Below are 18224 nucleotides of genomic sequence, written 5' to 3'. Positions count from 1 at the left end.
GAACTTGCGGCGGCCGAAGCGCTTGCCAAGCCAGGTGCCGCCGAAGTTATCGGTCAGGTAGCCCATCAGCGGGCTGACCACCGCGTCCAGTACCCGCGCGCAGGCAAAGATAAAGGTGGCTTCGATGGGCGAAAGGCCGCAGAAGGTGGTGTAAAAATAAAGCAGCCAGGCGGCGGTCAGGGCGGTGGTGCCCGCCCCCAGGAAGTCGCCGGAGCCATAAGCCAGGTACTGAGGTAAACCTATGGAACGTATTTTCATTGTCATGAATCCCCGGGTAAGGCGTTGACAGGGCATGGCGACGATGGTCAACAGACCCTCATCATCATTGTCGATGTCAACCCTAACGCCTGGCGCGGTGAGAAACCTTTCTGCCGTTGCCAGGTCCGTTGATGGAATGGCAAAAAAATAAAGAGCGGGGCGATCAAGCTCAAGTTTTTAAAAGTTTATTTCTTTAATTAAGAAACGTTGGTTCATTTAACCGGAAATCGCCTCATTCCCGGCGCCGGCAATCCTTTGCCGGCGCCGGCGGTTTTTCCGGCCGCGCCGGGCAATGGCGCGGGCCGGTCGCATTGAACGCCATACTGGCGCAACCGGCCGGCGATTGTCCACCATCGTCCCGGCAAACGGGCCTGCTCACTGAAAAAATTGGTGGATAACGCTGACTATCCGGTCCTGCTCTTCCAGGGACATGTGATTGTGCAAGGGTATTTGCAGCACCGAGGCATGAATACTGCGGCTGGTGGCGAAGCTTATTTTGTCCTGATAGGTTAAGGCGTATTCATTGGCTCCATCATAGCCTAATATGGGATAATAAATATCAAATTCAATATTCATGATTTTGGCAAAGCGTATCAGCTCGTCACGCTTGCCCGCAATCACCCGTATGGGAAATAAATTCCAGGTATTCGCCTTTTTTTCGACCGGCAATGTAATACATCCACGGTTTTCCAGGGGGGTAAGTTTCTTGATATAACGATAAGCCAGATAAGATCGTTTTAACGCATTCAAGGTAAAAAAAGATAATTTGGCTAATAACGTCGCCGCCTGGATATTATCCATCCGGCTGTTATATCCCCAATTCTGGACCTTGACGTTTTTTTTACCCTCGCAAAAGCCGTGGTGGGAAAATTGCCGCGCTCTTTTGGCTATTGCCGAGGAACAGGTCAGCAACGCGCCCGACTTGCCGAAACCGCCGATGTTTTTAAATGGATTGAAACTCAGCGTCACCACATCGCCGTAATTGATGATATCCGGTATGCCAAAACACTGCGCCGCGTCGATAATGACGCGCAGCTCGTGATGCCTGGCCTCCTGGGCGATGGCGCTCATATTCCTGATGGAGCCGTACAGGCAAACGGCCAGGATGGCTTTGGTGCGCGCGGTAACCAGCCGCGGGATCTCCGACGGGCTGAGATTGAAACTGGCATCGATATTACCGTAAACCGGCCTTGCCCCAATGGAAAATATGGCGTTTTCCGTGGCGGCGAAAGAGTTGGGCGGCACGATGACTTCATCACCCGCGCCGACCCCGACCGCCTTCAACGCTATTTTAAGCGCGTCCGTCCCGCTGCTGGTGGCGATGCATGAGGACGCCCGGTAATACTCCGCCAGCCGTTTTTCCAGCCGGGCAATAAAGTCTCCGCTGGTAAACTGGCCCGACGCGACGACCTTTGCCATTTTTTCCAGACAGGCCGCCCGCTCTTTGCTTGAATTAAGCCGGGCGAAGGGAAGGAACGGAATGGCGGCGCCGTTTTCATAACCGGCTTCGTTATTAATGAGGTTAATTAAGCCTTCTTTTTCCGTGGGTAATTGGGCTAACTTCATGCTGGATTTTCCAGCCTCTAATAATTCTGATGCGAGATGATTAATATCAATAATGTTAAGCATATAGCTTATTCTTCCTTGATGTCCGGGTAGATAACTTATGTCATTGGTGTGAAAAAATCATCAAAAAGTTAAAATTTTCACGTCAATTTACACACAATGATTTAGCGTTAATATATCTATTTGCTTGCAATAAATAGTAGGATTTTAATATTCAAGCATCGATGCGGTTTGCCGGCGTTGTTGCCCCCCCGGCCGGCTCCCGGGGTCAATACGTCGCGCTATCGGCCGGCGGCATCAGATTTGCGGCTTGTCGTACTCGGTATCTGAAATGACCCGCTCCACCAGCGCCAGCGGGCCGATTTTCACCGTGCTCCTGCGCCCGAGCTTGCTTTTGTCCATCAGCAGCAGCGACTGGGTGGCCTTGTTGAGCATCAGCGCCTTATAATCGGCGTTTATCGCGTTTGAATCCCACATAATGTCATCATTATCAATGCCTTCGCAGGAAAAGATAAACAGGTCGATATCGAGATGCTTGACGATGGAAAACAGCGACGGATTGACATAACAGGCATATTTGCGTTGCAGGGTGCCGCCGGAGCTGACCAGCGTGACATGGGATTTTTTTTCCAGCTCGCGGCAAACCCGGACGCTATTGGTAAACACGGTCAGCGGAATATCCGGCAGTTTTTTGGCCAGATACCAGCAGGTGGTGCTGGCGTCCAGGGCAATCACCATATCCTCGTCGATCCAGGTCAAGGCCTGGTCGGCGATATCGGCCTTGCTGTTCAGATGGCTTTTGACGCGGGCATTAAACGAATCGCCGCTGTCCGGTTGGCCGCGGGGAATGCCCTTGGCCCTGCCATGCTGGCGGATGATCAGGCCCTGGTCCTGCAGGCTGTTGAAATCCCGGCGTATGGTTTCCTTGCTGACCTCGAACCATGCCGCCAGTTCATCTACCTTCAGGACTTCCTGCTGGGATATTAACGCCAGGATGTCTTGCTGCCGCGTTGATTTCATCTGCCCTCCCGCTACCCGATGCGCAGCCTCCGGCCCCCGGTCAAGGGCGCGAAAGCGCTTGTCGGCATAAGATACGGCATCGGGGGGTCAAAATATGGGCGTTACGCCTTTTTTTAGCAAGATATTACCGTATTTTGCCCGTTCGCCGGTCATGACGATGGCAAACGCGCGCCGGGCGCGCTCATAAAAAGCATAGCGGTCGATGCGCGTTACCGGCTGGGGGGTGTGCGCGCCAAACAGGGCCCGCAGGTAGCGGGTTTCCACCGCCGGGTCCAGTTCATCCCCTTCGCCGGGCATCATCATCACCAGCGGCGCGGCGTAGCTGTCGAGCTGGAACAGCGGGATCACCGCCGCGAGCAGCGGGCCGATGTCCAGACCGTCGGCGCGCAGCACCTGCGGGCCGAGGGAATGACCGGGGAAATGCGCATCGGCGAAAATAATCTCGTCGCCATGCCCCATTTCGGCCAGCGTTTTAAGCAACGACGGCGAGATAAGCGGTGATATCAGTTTCAGCATACGGGAACTCCAGGTTGAGATGACGGCAGGCCGGGCGGCGACCACTGAACGTCGGCATAGTCGCCGCCCGGCCTGAACCATTGATATTGATAGGCGACCAGGCCACGGGCATGCTCCGGCGATGGAACATAACCGATGCCGCTCCAGATGAACATCGAGGCGCCCAATACCGTGGTTTCCGCCTCATTGATGACTTTGATCGGGACATTCAGCAGATCGGCCTTGATCTGATTCCACAACGCGTTGCGACCGCCGCCGCCCACCAGCGTCAGTTCACTGACGGTGAAATGCCCTATTTGTTCCAATAGCGCCAGGTTATCGCGCAGGGTCATGGCCAGGCCCTCCAGCGCGGCGCGGTAAATATGCCCGCGCCGGGCCGCCAGCGACAGCCCCCGCCAGCTCGCCAGGCCCGCTCCCGCCGCCAGCAGGGAACCGGACATCCTGACGCCGTCCGCCCCGGGCGGCACTTCCCGCGCCTCGCGAATCATCTCGTCATAAACCCCGGCGGACGGCGCCGACGCCCAGCAAAGCTGCCGCACCCACTCCAGCACGCCGGACGCGAGCCATTGCAGGCCGGGATTAAACAGGCCGGCGCAGCTGTCCAGCTCGCAGGTAGACCCGGCGATGGCCGGTAATAATCCGGTGTCCACCCGCCGGCTGCGCACCATCAGTATTTCCCAGGTGCCGGAGGACAGCACCGGCTGATCAAGCCCGGCGCCCGATCCGAACAGCGCGAACTGCGTGTCATGGCCGGCGGCGATGACCGGCAGGCCCGGCGGCAGCCCCAGCCGCGCGGCGGCGGCGGGCAGCAGCGCGCCGATGCTGTCGCCGGCGTTCACCAGCGGCGGAAACAGCGCGGCGTCCAGGCCGACGGCCGCCAGGATCCGTTCGCTAAAGCGCTCGCGGCCGACGTCCAGCAGCTGGCTGGTGCCGGCCATGGTGCGATCGGTGGTAAACGCGCCGGTCAGGCGGTGATTGATAAGCGACGAGATAAACAGCCAGGCGTGGGCTTTGGCCAGCAGGCCGGGATGGTGCTGTTTCAGCCAGACAAGTTTATACAGGGTATTAAAACTGAACGGGCCGATACCCGATATGGCCTGTAATTCCGCCGGGCTGATAAAGCGGGCGATATCGGCCATTACCGGCGCGGTACGCGGGCATTTCCAGCTGATAACCGGATACAGCAGGGCGCCTTGCGCGTCCACCAGGGCGCCGTCGACGCCAAAGGTGGTCACGGCCAGACCGCGCACCCGGCAGGACGTCAGTTCGCCCGCCAGCCGGCGGGCGCACTGGCTGAAGCTGTCCATAATGGCGTCCAGCGACCAGATTTGCCAGTCGGGATTTTCCGTCGCCGGCAGGCTGGCGTTCGGCATAACCGCTTTGGCGACCACCCGGCCGTCCGGGGCCATGGCGATCGCCCGGATATTGGTGGCGCCGCAGTCCAGCACGATAACCACGTCTTGGTTCATGGGCACTCCCGACTCGCATAATGGGGGCGGCGGCGCCGGCAATCCCGCAGGGGCCGGCCGCGCGCCGCCAGGGTTATTTTTTATATAACGCGCCGTAGTTGGCGCAGGCGCGGTAATCCTGACCTTCCGGGTCCATGCCGTGGGCGGCCCAGGCGGAGGGCCGATAGATGTCTTCCTGCGCCACGTTATGCATGCACACCGGGATGCGCAGCATCGCCGCCAGGGTAATAAAGTCGGCGCCGACGTGGCCCACGCTCAGCACCCCGTGATTGGCGCCCCAGTTGGCCATGACCGAGTAGACGTCGCGAAACGGTCCCTGTCCGGTCAGCCGGGGGGCAAACCAGGTGGTCGGCCAGGTAGAGTCGGTACGCTGGTTCAGCGTATCGTGGACGTCGGCGGGCAAATCAATGCTCCAGCCTTCGGCGATTTGCAGCACCGGGCCGACCCCCCGGATGATGTTGACGCGCGTCATGGTAAAAGGCACGCCGCCCCGGCTTAAAAAGCAGGATGAATAACCGCCGCCGCGAAAATATTCATGGATGGCCGGACACCACTCGGTGGCCTCCAGGCAGGCCCGCGCGTCTTCCTCGGTGACGTCCCAATGCGGTTTGATGGTGGGGTTGCCCGCGCCGTCGGTATGGCGACAGCTGCCGTCAAGCGCCGCCGAACCGGAGTTGATCAAATGGATAATGCCCGCCGCGGCCCGGCCTTCAAGCCGATGGCCGGTAACCCGTTCCACCGCCTGCGGCGACCAGTAGGTGCGCACGTCGGCAAAAATTTGCGCGGTACCGGTGAGGGCGCGGCCAAACAGCATGGCGGCGGCGTTCAGGCTATCGTTTTCCGTCGCCACCACCATCGGCTCGCGCACCCCGTTCCAGTCGAACGAGCTGTTGAGCAACGCCTCGGCGGTGTCGCCGTTGGGGTATTGATCGGTCCAGTGCCGCTGGCCCTGGAAGCCGGCGGCGATGGCGTTATAGCCCAGCGACTCTTCGATAAACCCTTTGGCCGCCACCTTGTCGCTGCCTTGCATCATGTCGCGGATACAGATGGCCATCAGCAGGCTGTCGCGCAACACCCCCCGGCTTTGGCCGGCGTCGCGGCGGTACTGCTGCGCATTCTTGTCCCGGCCGAAACGAAACGCGTTGTCCGCCCAGGCCAGCGCCAGTTCCAGCTCCTGCTCATCATAAATACCCTGATCCATGCGGCGGCGCAGCTCGGTCATATCCACCGCCTGCACCTTCATGCCCAGCCAGGATTCAAAAAAGTCGTGATCGACAATGGATCCGGCGATGCCCATGGCGACGCCGCCTATCGACAGATAGCTTTTACCGCGCAGGGACGCCGCGGCGATGCCGGCGCGGGTGAAACGCAGCAGTTTTTCCCGCACGTCGTCGGGAATGGCGCCGTCGCCGCCGTCCTGCACGTCGTGGCCATAGATGGCGAACGCCGGCAGGCCTTTCTGGTTATGGCCGGCCAGCGCGGCGGCCAGGTACACCGCGCCGGGGCGCTCGGTGCCGTTAAATCCCCAGATGGCTTTCGGCCGGAAGGGGTCCATATCGATGGTTTCGCTGCCGTAACACCAGCACGGCGTCACGGTAATGGTCAGGCCGATATTGCGGCTGCTGAATTTGCGTTCGCAGGCGGCGGATTCCGCCATCCCGGCGATGCAGGTATCGGCAATGACGCACACTACCGGCTCGCCGTTGGGATAACGCAGGGACTCGGTCAACAGGGCGGCGGTGGCGCGCGCCATGGACAGGGTTTGTTCTTCCAGCGATTCGCGGATGCCCAGGCGCCGTCCGTCGATAACCGGGCGTATGCCGATGGCCGGCATATCGTCATGCCGCTGTGGGGAAGCTGATGTGTTGCTCATGGCAATTCCTTCTGAGGTTGACGGCTATTTTTTGCCGAATGGATAGAGCAATTTCTGAATGGCCGGATCGTTAAGATTGTTTTGGGTAACGAATTTCACCGGGATATCGATGACTTTTGCCACCGTTTGGCCCTTGAGGTAGCCGTCGAGGGTCTTGATGCCCTGGTAGCCAATCTGGTAAGCGTCCTGAACGATAAAGCCCTGCAGGGTATTGGACTTAAGGAAGCCGATGATGGCCTCGGTGCTGTCGAACCCGATGACCTTGACCTTGCCGGCCAGGCTCAGGCTGTCGATGGCGTTGGCCACGCCCAGCGTCGAACCCTCGTTGGTGGCGTAGATGCCGGCCAGATCGGGATTGGCCTGCACCATATCGATGGTTTTATCCATGGCTTTCTGCGGATCCCCATCGCTGTATTGCACCGGCAACACGGTAATGGCGGGGTATTTTTCCTTAATGGTCTTGGTAAAACCCTCGGTGCGCTCTATCGCCGACGTGGTGCCCGCCACATGGGCGATAATGCCGACCTTGCCTTTGCCCCCCACCTCTTTCGCCAGGGCGTCCGCCGCCGCGGAGCCGGCCTTGACGTTATTGGTGGCGACAAAACTTACCGGGATATCGGAGTTGACGCCCGAGTCAAAGGTGGCGACGGCGATTTTTTTGCTGTGCGCCATTTCCACCAGCGGCACCAGCGCGTTGGCATCCAACGCCGCCAGCAGAATACCGCTGGGCTGGCGCGTAATGGTATTTTCCATCAGCTGGATTTGTTCGGCGATTTGCGTTTCGTCGGCCGGGCCGACAAAACTGGTTTTTATGCCTAATTCTTTTGCCGCCGCCTCCGAACCCAGTTTTACCGTTTGGAAAAATTCATGCTGATAGCCTTTACTGACCACCGGGATATAGATGTCGCCGGTGGCGGCATAAGCACCGCCCGCGCCGTAAAACGTCATCAGCGCAAAGCCGCACAGCCTGATTAATTTCATCATGACAACCTCCAAAGTTATATTTTTTAGGTAATAGGAACGTCGGTGAATTAGATTTTTTTGCGCAATGTATCCAGATACACCGCTGCAACCACGACAATGCCCATCGCAACCATTTGCCAGAATTGCGACACGCCCATTAAATTCAGTCCATTTTTAAGCACGCTCATGATAAACGCGCCGATAATAGTGCCGCCGATGGTGCCGATGCCGCCCATCAGGCTGGTGCCGCCGATCACGACCGCGGCGATGGCCTCAAGCTCATAGCCCACGCCCACGGTCGGTTGTCCGGAGTTCAGCCGCGATGCCAATATGACCCCGGCGATGCCGGTCAATATGCCGCAGAAGAGATAAACGAATACCTTGACCTTCCTGACTTTGATTCCCGATAAATGGGCGGCGTCCTCATTGCTGCCGATGGCGTAGATATACCGGCCGATGACGGTTCTTTTCAGGATATAGGCGGCAATGGCCGCCAGCACGATCAGGTAGATAACCGGGTAGGGCAGAAAATCGAACAGCTTGCCCTGGGCCAGGGTTTTGAATCCGGGATATTGCGAAAAATATATGGCGCGGCCGTCCGTCAGCACCATATTGATGCCGCGCACCGACATCATCAGGCCGAGCGTGGCGATAAACGGCGGAATGGCCGCCCTGGCCACCAGGAAGCCGTTGATATAACCGCACAACGCGCCGCCCAGCGCCCCGCAGAGGATACACAGCGCCAGCGGCAGTCCGGCCGCCGCTCCCAGGCCGACGGCCACGCCGGAAAAGGCCACCACCGACCCCAGCGACAGATCGATGCCGGAGGTAATGATGACGTAGGTCACGCCGATGGCCATGATGCCTATCACCGAGGTTTGCAGGGCGATGGTCATCAGGTTTTCGGTATTAAGGAAAAACGGCGAACCCAGGCTGAAAAATATCATCAGCAGGATCAAACTCAGCAGCGGAGCAAAACGCATCAGCAACGCTTTATTGCTTATTTTTTTATTGGAGCCGTTCTGTAAGTATTTGGTTACGCCAATCATAATTTACCCCTCCAGCGTCGCATATTTCATTATATTTTCCTGATTGGCCTGCCCGGCCGACAGCTCGGCGGTAATACGCCCCTGACGCATTACCAATATTCTGTCGCACATACCCAGGATCTCCGGTAATTCAGAGGAAATCATAATGATGGATTTACCTTCCGCCGTTAGACGGTTCATCAGGTCGTATATTTCCAGCTTGGCGCCCACGTCAATGCCGCGTGTCGGTTCATCAAAAATAAGTATTTCCGAGTTCTTGCAAAGCCATTTGGCGATGATAATTTTCTGCTGGTTGCCGCCGCTTAAATTTACCGCCAGCTGTTCCAGGCTCGGCGTTTTAATACGCAACTGGCGGCGCAGGCGTTCACTTTCGGCGTGACATCGCTTTTCGTCGATAATCCCTAATGCGTTGGCATAGTGCCGGTAGCTGCTGAGCATAATATTGGTGCCGACCGACAGGCCCAGCGCCAGCCCGTCTTTTTTGCGATCTTCGGTCAGGTAGCCGATGCCCAGGGCAATGGCGCCGTGGACGCTGTTTATTTTAACCTCAACGCCCGACAGGCTTATTTCACCGCAGTCTATGGGATCGGCGCCAAACAGCGCCCGCGCCACCTCGGTCCGGCCGGCGCCCATCAGCCCCGCGAAGCCGAGTATCTCGCCCTTGCGCAGTTCAAAGGTGATATTGTTCAGCACCCCCTTGCGGCCGAGATTTCGCACGCCCAGCACCACGTCGGCGCCGGGGGTGGCGGCCCGGGCGGGGTAAATATCGCCCAGCTCCCGTCCCACCATCATGGCGATCAGCTGTTCGATGCGCACCATGGTGTAGTCGACGGTGGCGATATATTTGCCGTCGCGCATGACCGTGGCGCGATCGGCGATAAGCGCCAGTTCCTCCAGGCGGTGGGAGATATAAACAATGGCTACCCCCTGCGACTTCAACAGTTCTATCACCTTGAACAGACTGTCGATTTCACTCTCGGTCAGGGCCGCGGTGGGCTCGTCCATGATCAGGATTTTGGCGTTGACCGAGAGCGCCTTGGCGATTTCCACCATCTGCTGCTGCGCCACGGTTAATTCGCTGATACGTTTGTCCGGATCGATGGTCAGGTTCAGCATGCGCAGGATACCCGACACCGCCTGGCGCTGGGACACGTCATCGAGGATCCATTTCGCGCGTTTATGATGTTCCCGGCCGATATAAATATTCTGTTCCACCGTCAAATCGGGGAATAAGTTGAATTCCTGGTGAATAATGGCAATTCCCAGCGCCCCCGCCTGGATCGGGCTGGTAATGGTCACCGGCCGGCCGTCAAGTTCTATCTGGCCCTCATCGCAGGAATAGACGCCGGATAAAATTTTCATCAGCGTGGATTTGCCCGCGCCGTTTTCACCCAGCAGCGCATGAACCTCCCCGCGATGTAAATCGAAATTAACATTATCCAGGGCCAGCACCCCGGGAAACCGTTTCGTAACATGCTTCATGGTTAATAACGCTGCAGACATGTCGCCTCCGGATAAAAAAGAACTTTATCGTCATTTTATCGGTTAGCTAACTCGAGTTAGCAATTTATGAAATGTTCACGAAATAAACAAAGTATTTGTGCTTTTTTTGTGATGACGATCGGAACAATTGTTATAATCCGTTAATAAACAACTAAATATATCGTTGCATTGTCCCTGGACCTCGGCAGGGACCCGCCGCTGCGGGGCGATGACGTTGAATATCGCGAAATCCCTCCGCTGAAAAAAATCTAAGGCAGATGGTTATAAAAACCTATGGCGGGTAAGGCAGAAGGCGCGTTATGTAAATAAATTGTGAAGCTAGTCACTAAAAAAGGGTATTAGCAAAGGTCTTTTTTCCTTTAAAAATAAAAAATAATCACGGGTAAATGTCCGTATTTGAGGTTTATTAAAAAAACGGGCAGTTATTAACATTCGTAAGCCGAATTGACCGTTTAGGTGGATGTCGCTAATAAACGGACATTTCTGTTTAACACAATTATTGTTAAATCCTCATGCTCATCAAAATAATGTCGTCACGATCACAAATATAATGCCCGGTAACGGCAAGGCAAGTCGTTCAGTTAATTATTATGCGGAAAAACGGCATTTATTAACCTGAGGAGTAATCATGGGAAGAACGACGCTTGCGCGCGAGATCATCGCCACCTGTCTGGAAATGACGCGTTTAGGATTGAACCAGGGCACCGCCGGCAATGTCAGCGTCCGTTACCAGGGCGGCATGCTGATAACGCCATCCGGCATCGCCTATGAGCAATTGACGGAACAGCACATTGTTTTCGTCGATGACCAGGGGCACGGCGAGACCGATAAGATCCCCTCCAGCGAATGGCGTTTTCACCAGGCGGTTTATCAGACCCGGCCGGACGCCAACGCCGTGGTCCATAACCATGCGGTTAACTGTACCGGCGTATCGATCCTCAACCGGCCGATTCCGGCCATCCACTATATGATTGCCGCCGCCGGCGGAGACGATATTCCCTGCGCGCCCTACGCCACTTTCGGCAGCAGGGCGTTGTCCGAACATGTGGCCGAGGCGATGAAACATCGCAAGGCCATCCTGCTGCAGCATCATGGCCTTATCGCGGCGGAAGAAAACCTGGCCAGGGCGCTATGGCTGGCCCATGAGGTGGAAGTGCTGGCCACGCTGTATTTAAAATTGCTGCCGATTACCGATCCGGTACCGGTATTGTCCGGTGATGAAATCATGCGGGTGTTGGAAAAATTCAAAACCTACGGCCTGCGGGTGGAGCAATAACCCAGGCAAAAAACGGGCGCCGCGCCGTCCCTCATTTTCCGGCCGCGAATCCCGGGCGCTTATTTTACCAAGCGACTGGGGTGAGCGAGTCAGGCCCATCCCCCCGCAACGCGCGATATGAGGTGTAGATATACAGCTAGCTGTTATTCATAAAATAATAAGCAATATGTCTATGACGCCCCCGCCATTGCGCCGCCCGTCGCGGTGAACAAGACTGACATTAGCACTCCCCATGCCGGGACGGCCGGTAACATCCCCAACCTCCCGACATATGCCTGACCCCCGTTTTCTTGCGATCCACGGGTGGGTTCCGACAAAAGGTGTGAGCGGTATTTCATTAAACGTTTATTCACTAAAGGTTAACTGAATGAATCGTAAGCTTCGTATAGGGGTCATCGGCGGAGGCATCGGTGGCGCTGCATTAACCGCATCATTGCAGCAATGGGGCATGGAAGCACATCTGTTTGAACGAACCGCGGCGTTTAGAGAAGTGGGCGCGGGGGTACAAATGACGCCCAACGCGGTAAAGGTATTAAAGGCCCTTGGCCTGGACGGCGAGCTTCAGCGTCTGGGATACCTGCCGCAGGCGATTGTCGGGCGCAACTGGCGCACCGGGAGGGAGAAATTCCGCACGCCCTTGTCCGATGCCTGCCCCCAGCTGTTCGGCGCGGAGTTTTATCACCTGCACCGGGCCGATTTGCTCGCCATGCTGATAGGCCTGGTCGATGCGCGCTTTATTACCCATAACGCGCGCTGCGTATCGGTGCTCAACCTGGACGGGAAAGCGGTCGCCCGCTTTGATAATGGCGAGCAATTCGAGGCGGACGTGATCGTGGGCGCCGACGGCGTTCATTCGGTGGTGCGCGATGCGCTGTTCGGCGACGAGGCGCCGCGTTTTACCGGGCATATCTGCTGGCGCGCCGCCATCGCCCTGGGTGAGCGTTCCGACTTTATCAGCCCGGTTTCCGCCGTTTGGCTTGGCCCGAATGGACATGTGGTGACCTATACCATCAGCGGCGGTCGGGTGTTGAACATCGTCGCGGTCAGCGAAGCCGCCGACTGGCAGGAGGCGTCCTGGCATTTGCCCAGTAATCGCGACGAGCTGTTGCGCACCTTCAGCGGCTGGCATCCCGATCTGCTGCGCATCCTCTCTTGCGCGCAAAACGTTTTGAAATGGGGCCTGTTCGACCGGGACCCTATGCAACGCTGGTCGCAGGGGCATATCACCCTGCTGGGCGACGCGGCGCATCCCATGCTGCCTTTCCTCGCCCAGGGCGCGGCCATGGCCATAGAGGACGGGTATGTGCTCGCCAGCGTCCTGGCGGCCAATGCCGGTGATATCCCCGAGGCGCTGCGGTTATACGAGGACGAACGGTTGCCGCGCACCAGCCGGGTCCAGCTTTCGGCGCGCGAGCGGGGTAAAATCTATCATTTGCCCACCCCCTGGCAGCAGTTCCGGCGTGATGTCAGGTACAGGTTCAATGCGCTGATGAATCCGCACGCCTGCGGCCTGGAGGCCAATTGGGTCTTCTCCTACGATGCCACCGCGTTCAGCCCGCCCGCGGGTGAAACGCGTCCCTTCGGCGGCTAACGGCGCCGGCCGGACACCGGGGCCGTTGGTCCACGTCCGCCCCGGTGTCCCTATCACCGCCGTGGCCCGCCCCGCTTGCCGCCATGGCGCTACCCGGTTAGAATAACCCTACATTTCTAATATCTTTCCCGCGCCAGCGTGACTCGCGGTAATAAGGGTGAATGTGGCTATCGACCATCAGGCGCGGTCCGGACTGGACGGCGCGGAGCTTACGCTGCTAAGGCGCCTGCATCTCGCGTCAGTGGTGGAAGGCTGTACGCTGGTTATCCTGACGGGTATCGCGGTGCCGTTAAAACATCTCGCGGGTTTGCCGCAGGTAAGCGCAATAATGGGGCCGATCCACGGACTGGCCTTTTTGTTTTACGCCTGGATGGTGATTAATACCGCCTCCGGCGGCATGTGGCGCAAAGCCCAGGTGGCGCGGCTGCTGCTGCTGGCGTTTATCCCGTTCGGGACGTTTTTCAATATGGGAATGATCACCCGGCGTGCGGCCGGGCCGGGTGTGGACGACGCACCGGTTAAGGAGAAACGGGTATAATGAGCTTTATGCTGATAAAGTCGCTGCATCTGGTGGCGTTTACGCTATGGATCGGCGGTATGCTGCTGCTGGCGGTGGCGATGACCGCCTGGAAAAAAACACCCGCCGCCGAGCGCGCGCCCGGCCTGCGGATATTCAGCGCCGTCCAGCGCTTTAACCAGACCCTGACGCTGCCGGCCATGATCCTCACCTGGATTTCCGGCGTGGCGCTGACGCTGATGGGCAATTGGCCGCCGTCCGCGTCGCTTATCGTCAAGGTCATTTTTGTCCTGGCGTTATCGGCGCTGCACGGCATGCAGTCGGGATCTTTTCGCCGCAGCCTGGGGCGCGGCGAGCTCAAGGCCCCTTCCTTGCTGCGCCATGCCGTCACCTTTATTCTGGTGGCGCTGATTGCCTGCGTACTGCTGATCGTGCTTGAACCGCTATAGGCGCGGGTAACGCTTCGCATCCTGGCGGCGAGGGCGAATCAACCTGCCCGGCGTTCAGCAACGCGCATCGAACGCGGGCTTTGTCGACTAGCCTGCTTTCAGCACGGCGGCCACCGTCTCACCGATAGGGGTGGTGGCGCGCCCGATCAGCCGGCTTAACTGGCGGCCATCATCAAACAAACCGCCCTGCGACGCGCCGGCATCCGAATCCGCCAGCAGCGCGGCCACCGGCTCGGGCAATCCGGCCTGGACAAGCAACGCCTGGTATTCGTCCCGCGGCAGGTCGACATACTTCACCGCCGTACCGGACTGGCGGGTAATTTCCGCCGCCAGTTCGGGCAGGGTATAGGCGCTGTCGCCCGCCAGTTCATAAACGTTGCCCGCCTGGCCGTCCAGGGTTAATACCGCCGCCGCCGCCGCCGCATAGTCGGCGCGCGCGGCCGAGGCTATCCGTCCCTCGCCGGCGCTGCCCGCCAGGGCATGGTGGGCCAGGGCGGCGGGAATGCCGGCGGCGTGGTTTTCGTTATACCAGCCGTTGCGCAACAGCACGACCGGCAGGCCGGAATCACGCAGCAGCGCTTCCGTGGCGCGGTGTTCCGCCCCCAGTCCCAGCGGGCTGGTATCGGCGTGCAGCAAGCTGGTGTACGCCAGCAATGTTACCCCGGCGCGTCTGGCGGCATCGATCACCGCCCCGTGCTGGCGCGTGCGCTGGCCAAGGTCATTTGACGAGATCAGCAGCAGTTTCGTCGCCCCCCGCAATGCGCTGTCCAGCGTCTCGGGCCGATCATAATCGGCCTGGCGGATCTGCACGCCCAATGCCGCCAGATCCTGCGCGTTTTGCGGCGAGCGCACGGCGGCCACCAATTCCGCCGCCGGATGGGATTTCATGAGTTCAGCGATGACTAAACGGCCCAGTTGGCCGGTCGCTCCGGTAATCACAATCATATTTTTCTCCGATGTGGGTGCACAAAATTCATCATAGCCTCTATACTTACTTAAAGTAAGTACTAACAAAAAGGTGCGTATATGAATTCTCCGACCGGGCCGAAATCCGCCCTGGCGCGGCAAATGCAGCGCGGTGAGCTGCTTGACGCCAATTGCCCTTCCCGTGAAGTGCTGAAACATCTGACCAGCCGTTGGGGGGTGCTGGTGCTCATTGCCCTGGCGCAGGGGACTCATCGCTTTAGCGAGCTGCGCCGTAAAATCGGCGGCGTCAGTGAAAAGATGCTCGCGCAAACCCTTGCCTGCCTTGAGAACGACGGCCTGGTGGTCCGCAAATCACTGCCGGTGATGCCGCCCCATGTGGAATATAGCCTGAGTGAACTTGGCCTGGAGGTCGGCGGCATCGTCGAGGATCTGGCCGACTGGATTGAAACCCATTTGCCGTTGATTATGCAAACGCGTCGGGAAAAAGCCGAGGCTTAGTAAGACATTTCACCGTATTTTTCCCGGTAGTCCTTTGGGGTAATGTCGAACCCTTTTTTAAATACCGAATAAAAATACTGTAATGAGGGGTAGCCGCACATTTGCGACACCTCGTTGATGGTGAGCGAGGTGGAGATCAATAAATTGCGCGCGCTTTCCAGCTTCTCTTCATGAATGACGTTATGGATGGTTTTGCTGGTCTCGTCCTTGAACCGTTTTTCCAGGTTGGAGCGGGACATGCCCACCACGTCCAGCACCTGTTCGACCTTGATGCCTTTGCAGGCGTGATAGCGGATATAATGCATCGCCTGGATCACCGCCGGATCGCGCAGCGAGCGAAAGTCGGTCGAGCGGCGCTCCATGACTTTCAGCGGCGGCACCAGGATCCGTTGCAGCGGCAAACGTGATTTATTCAGCAACTGGTGCAGCAGCTTGGCGGCCTGGTAACCCATCTGGCGGGTGCCCTGGGCCACGGAGGACAAGGCGACCCGCGACAGGCAGCGGGCCAGCTCTTCATTGTCGATGCCGATAACGCACAGTTTTTCCGGCACGGCGATATTGAGGTGTTCGCATACCTGGAGCAGATGGCGCGCGCGCGCATCGGTCACCGCGATAATGCCGGTTTGCGGCGGCAGCGATTGCAGCCAGTCGGCCAGCCGGTTTTGCGCATGCTGCCAATTGTCCACCGCGGTTTCCACGCCCTGGTAGACGATGGGCTGGTAATATTCATCCGCCGTCAGTTTACGAAACGCCTGCTCGCGCTCCTGTGACCAGCGCTTGCCGCTGCTGGCCGGCAGGCCGTAGAAAGCAAACCGGTTGAGGCCTTTTTCCTTTAGATGCAAAAAGGCGCTGGCCACCAACGCATGGTTATCGGTGGCGATATAATGCACCGGCGGATATTCCTCGGCGTGCTGGTAAGAGCCGCCGACGCCGACCACCGGCACCCTGGCTTCGCTGAGCAGCTGTTCAATCTCGTTATCGTCGTAATCGGCGATAACGCCGTCGCCCAGCCACTCCTCGATACGGTTTATACGGCAACGAAAATCATCCTCGATAAAAATATCCCAATCGCACTGCGACGCCTGCAAATACTCGCCGACACCCTCGATAACCTGGCGGTCGTACACTTTATTGGCATTGAATAATAGAGTGATACGATAACGTTTTTCAAACATACGGTGGGTTCTCACGAAAATCTGTCGAAGGCCAGCATATACCTTTGAACTATCAGAAAGAATTGACCGGATGTGCGCCAGCTAACAAATTCATTATAAAATGCCGGCCGAGAGTCTACTCCCTCAAATGCGCCACCTGCCGATAGAACCGGCGGAATACCTTGCGCCGCTCGGCGTAGGCCTCGTGCCGCTCCCTGTCCGGCGTATAGCGGGCCTCAAGCGTAAGCGCGGGCAGCATATCCGCCCAGGACGCGCCGGGGTGGCAGCTGAGCCGCGCCAGACGGGCCGCGCCCAGCGCCGGGCCGATATCGCCGCCGGTGCGGTAATCCAGCGCCTCGCCGCTGACATCGGCCAGCAGTTGGCGCCAGTACTCGCTGCGCGCCCCGCCGCCAATCAGCGTAATGCTGTCCGGCCGCAGGCCTGTGCGGTGCAGGGCGTCCATACCGTCCGCCAGGCCGAAGCTGACGCCTTCCACCACCGCGCGCGCCAGATCGGCCGGGCCGTGTTCATGGGTGAGTCCCCAGAATGCCCCGGTGGCGTTGGGATTGTTGTGCGGCGTGCGCTCGCCGGACAGATAGGGTAAAAACCATACCGGCGCGGCGTCGGGACGGCGCTGCGCGGCGGCCTCAAGCAGCGCGGGTACGCTGCCGATACCGGTCAGCCGCGCGGCCCAGTCCAGACAGGACGCGGCGCTGAGCATCACCGACATCAGATGCCAGGTGCCCGGCAGCGCATGGCAAAAGCTGTGTACCGCCTGTTCGGGATTGCTGAGAAAACCGTCGCTGACGGCAAAATAGACCCCCGAGGTTCCAAGCGACAGCATGGCCTGACCCCGGCGGTACAGGCCGACGCCGATGGCCCCGGCCGCATTGTCGCCGCCGCCGGCCACCACCGGCACCGGGGACATGCCCCAGCCCGCCGCCACTTCAGGCAACAGGGTGCCGGTAACCTGGTCGCCCTCGTACAAGCGCGGCATCTGCGCCCGGGACAGTCCGCAGGCGTCCAGCAGTTCATCGCTCCAGTCACGGCGGCCGACATCCAGCCACAGGGTTCCCGCCGCATCGGACATATCGGTGGCGAAATCCCCGGTCATACGCAGCCTGAGGTAATCCTTCGGCAGCAAAACCTTATCCACGCGCGCGAAAACCTGCGGTTCATGTTCGCGCACCCAGCGCAGCTTGGGGGCGGTAAAGCCGGGCATCATCAGGTTGCCGGTAATGTCCCGGCAATGGGGAACCTCGTCTTCCAGCGCGCGGCACTGGGCAAAACTGCGTCCGTCGTTCCACAAAATGGCCGGGCGCAATACCCGCCGCCGCTTATCGAGCAGCGTCGCGCCGTGCATCTGGCCGGTCAGCCCAAGGGCGCGAACCGCGCTCAGGTCATGCCCGGCGGCAAGGGCGCGCATGGCGCGGTCGCAAGCCAGCCACCAGTGCTCAGGATCCTGTTCGGACCACAGCGGCCGCGGCCGGGACACCGTCAGCGGCTCGGTATGGCTGCCCAGGATATGCTGCGCCTCATCCAGTAAGATGGCCTTGACACCCGAGGTGCCCAAATCTATGCCGATATACATACGC

Annotated in this window: 17 protein-coding genes; 5 read left to right on the top strand and 12 right to left on the bottom strand. The window is 58.7% G+C overall.

Annotated elements, in window-relative coordinates; all coding sequences use genetic code 11:
• The 9 genes from VGC33_RS15880 to VGC33_RS15840 form a co-directional block, all read right to left on the bottom strand.
• On the bottom strand, positions 1-258 hold a 258-nt coding region (locus VGC33_RS15880; protein ID WP_331121257.1), incomplete at its 3' end, for an MFS transporter.
• A gap of 375 nt (positions 259-633) precedes the next feature.
• Positions 634-1824, bottom strand: coding sequence for a DegT/DnrJ/EryC1/StrS family aminotransferase (locus tag VGC33_RS15875; RefSeq protein WP_331121734.1), 1191 nt, complete (start codon positions 1822-1824; stop codon positions 634-636).
• A 297-nt stretch (positions 1825-2121) separates the two neighbouring features.
• Positions 2122-2844: an L-fucose operon activator gene (gene fucR, locus VGC33_RS15870; RefSeq protein WP_331121733.1), complete on the bottom strand. Its 723-nt coding sequence runs from the start codon at positions 2842-2844 to the stop codon at positions 2122-2124.
• Between the two features lie 87 nt (positions 2845-2931).
• Complete coding sequence (gene fucU, locus VGC33_RS15865; protein WP_331121732.1) at positions 2932-3360, bottom strand: L-fucose mutarotase; 429 nt, start codon at positions 3358-3360, stop codon at positions 2932-2934.
• Positions 3354-4829, bottom strand: a complete 1476-nt coding sequence (fucK, locus tag VGC33_RS15860) for an L-fuculokinase (protein WP_331121731.1) — start codon at positions 4827-4829, stop codon at positions 3354-3356. The genes fucU and fucK overlap by 7 nt, the downstream gene beginning before the upstream one ends.
• Before the next feature lie 73 nt (positions 4830-4902).
• On the bottom strand, positions 4903-6663 hold the full coding sequence (gene fucI, locus VGC33_RS15855; RefSeq protein WP_331121741.1) for an L-fucose isomerase: 1761 nt from the start codon (positions 6661-6663) through the stop codon (positions 4903-4905).
• A gap of 63 nt (positions 6664-6726) precedes the next feature.
• Entirely contained in the window at positions 6727-7650 is a 924-nt protein-coding gene (locus VGC33_RS15850) for an ABC transporter substrate-binding protein (RefSeq protein WP_331121740.1), read from the bottom strand.
• Between the two features lie 83 nt (positions 7651-7733).
• Positions 7734-8714, bottom strand: a complete 981-nt coding sequence (locus tag VGC33_RS15845; protein ID WP_331121730.1) for an ABC transporter permease — start codon at positions 8712-8714, stop codon at positions 7734-7736.
• A gap of 3 nt (positions 8715-8717) precedes the next feature.
• A complete protein-coding gene (locus VGC33_RS15840) occupies positions 8718-10217 on the bottom strand; it encodes a sugar ABC transporter ATP-binding protein (protein ID WP_331121729.1) in 1500 nt (499 codons plus the stop codon).
• Between the two features lie 628 nt (positions 10218-10845).
• Here VGC33_RS15840 and VGC33_RS15835 point away from each other — a divergent pair.
• From VGC33_RS15835 to VGC33_RS15820, 4 genes are all read left to right on the top strand, one after another.
• Positions 10846-11493: an L-fuculose-phosphate aldolase gene (locus VGC33_RS15835; protein ID WP_331121728.1), complete on the top strand. Its 648-nt coding sequence runs from the start codon at positions 10846-10848 to the stop codon at positions 11491-11493.
• A 367-nt stretch (positions 11494-11860) separates the two neighbouring features.
• Positions 11861-13084 carry an FAD-dependent monooxygenase gene (locus VGC33_RS15830; protein WP_331121727.1) on the top strand — a complete coding sequence of 408 codons (1224 nt, stop codon included), beginning with the start codon at positions 11861-11863 and terminating at the stop codon, positions 13082-13084.
• Positions 13085-13247: 163 nt separating this feature from the next.
• Positions 13248-13622 carry a DUF3817 domain-containing protein gene (locus tag VGC33_RS15825; protein ID WP_331121726.1) on the top strand — a complete coding sequence of 125 codons (375 nt, stop codon included), beginning with the start codon at positions 13248-13250 and terminating at the stop codon, positions 13620-13622.
• Positions 13622-14050: a CopD family protein gene (locus tag VGC33_RS15820; protein ID WP_331121725.1), complete on the top strand. Its 429-nt coding sequence runs from the start codon at positions 13622-13624 to the stop codon at positions 14048-14050. Before VGC33_RS15825 ends, VGC33_RS15820 begins: the two co-directional genes overlap by 1 nt.
• Positions 14051-14137: 87 nt before the next feature.
• On the opposite strand, the gene VGC33_RS15815 is transcribed toward VGC33_RS15820, so the two are convergent.
• On the bottom strand, positions 14138-14995 hold the full coding sequence (locus tag VGC33_RS15815) for an SDR family oxidoreductase (protein WP_331121724.1): 858 nt from the start codon (positions 14993-14995) through the stop codon (positions 14138-14140).
• Between the two features lie 81 nt (positions 14996-15076).
• Here VGC33_RS15815 and VGC33_RS15810 point away from each other — a divergent pair, with 81 nt between their 5' ends.
• Positions 15077-15475, top strand: coding sequence for a winged helix-turn-helix transcriptional regulator (locus VGC33_RS15810; protein WP_414636942.1), 399 nt, complete (start codon positions 15077-15079; stop codon positions 15473-15475).
• Here the strand turns inward: VGC33_RS15810 and xylR are convergent.
• Positions 15472-16650, bottom strand: a complete 1179-nt coding sequence (gene xylR, locus VGC33_RS15805; protein ID WP_331121723.1) for a D-xylose utilization transcriptional activator XylR — start codon at positions 16648-16650, stop codon at positions 15472-15474. The two genes, VGC33_RS15810 and xylR, sit on opposite strands and share 4 nt — an antisense overlap.
• 115 nt (positions 16651-16765) lie before the next feature.
• The gene (xylB, locus tag VGC33_RS15800; RefSeq protein WP_331121722.1) at positions 16766-18220 is read right to left on the bottom strand and encodes a xylulokinase; all 1455 of its coding nucleotides are present in this window, start codon (positions 18218-18220) and stop codon (positions 16766-16768) included.
• Positions 18221-18224: the final 4 nt, after the last annotated feature.

Origin of the sequence: Acerihabitans sp., from assembly GCF_036398755.1 — a bacterium.
In the GTDB taxonomy this organism is placed as follows: domain Bacteria; phylum Pseudomonadota; class Gammaproteobacteria; order Enterobacterales; family Enterobacteriaceae; genus Acerihabitans.
Note: the sequence above shows the minus strand (reverse complement) of the source record. Positions and strands in the feature narration are given on the sequence as shown.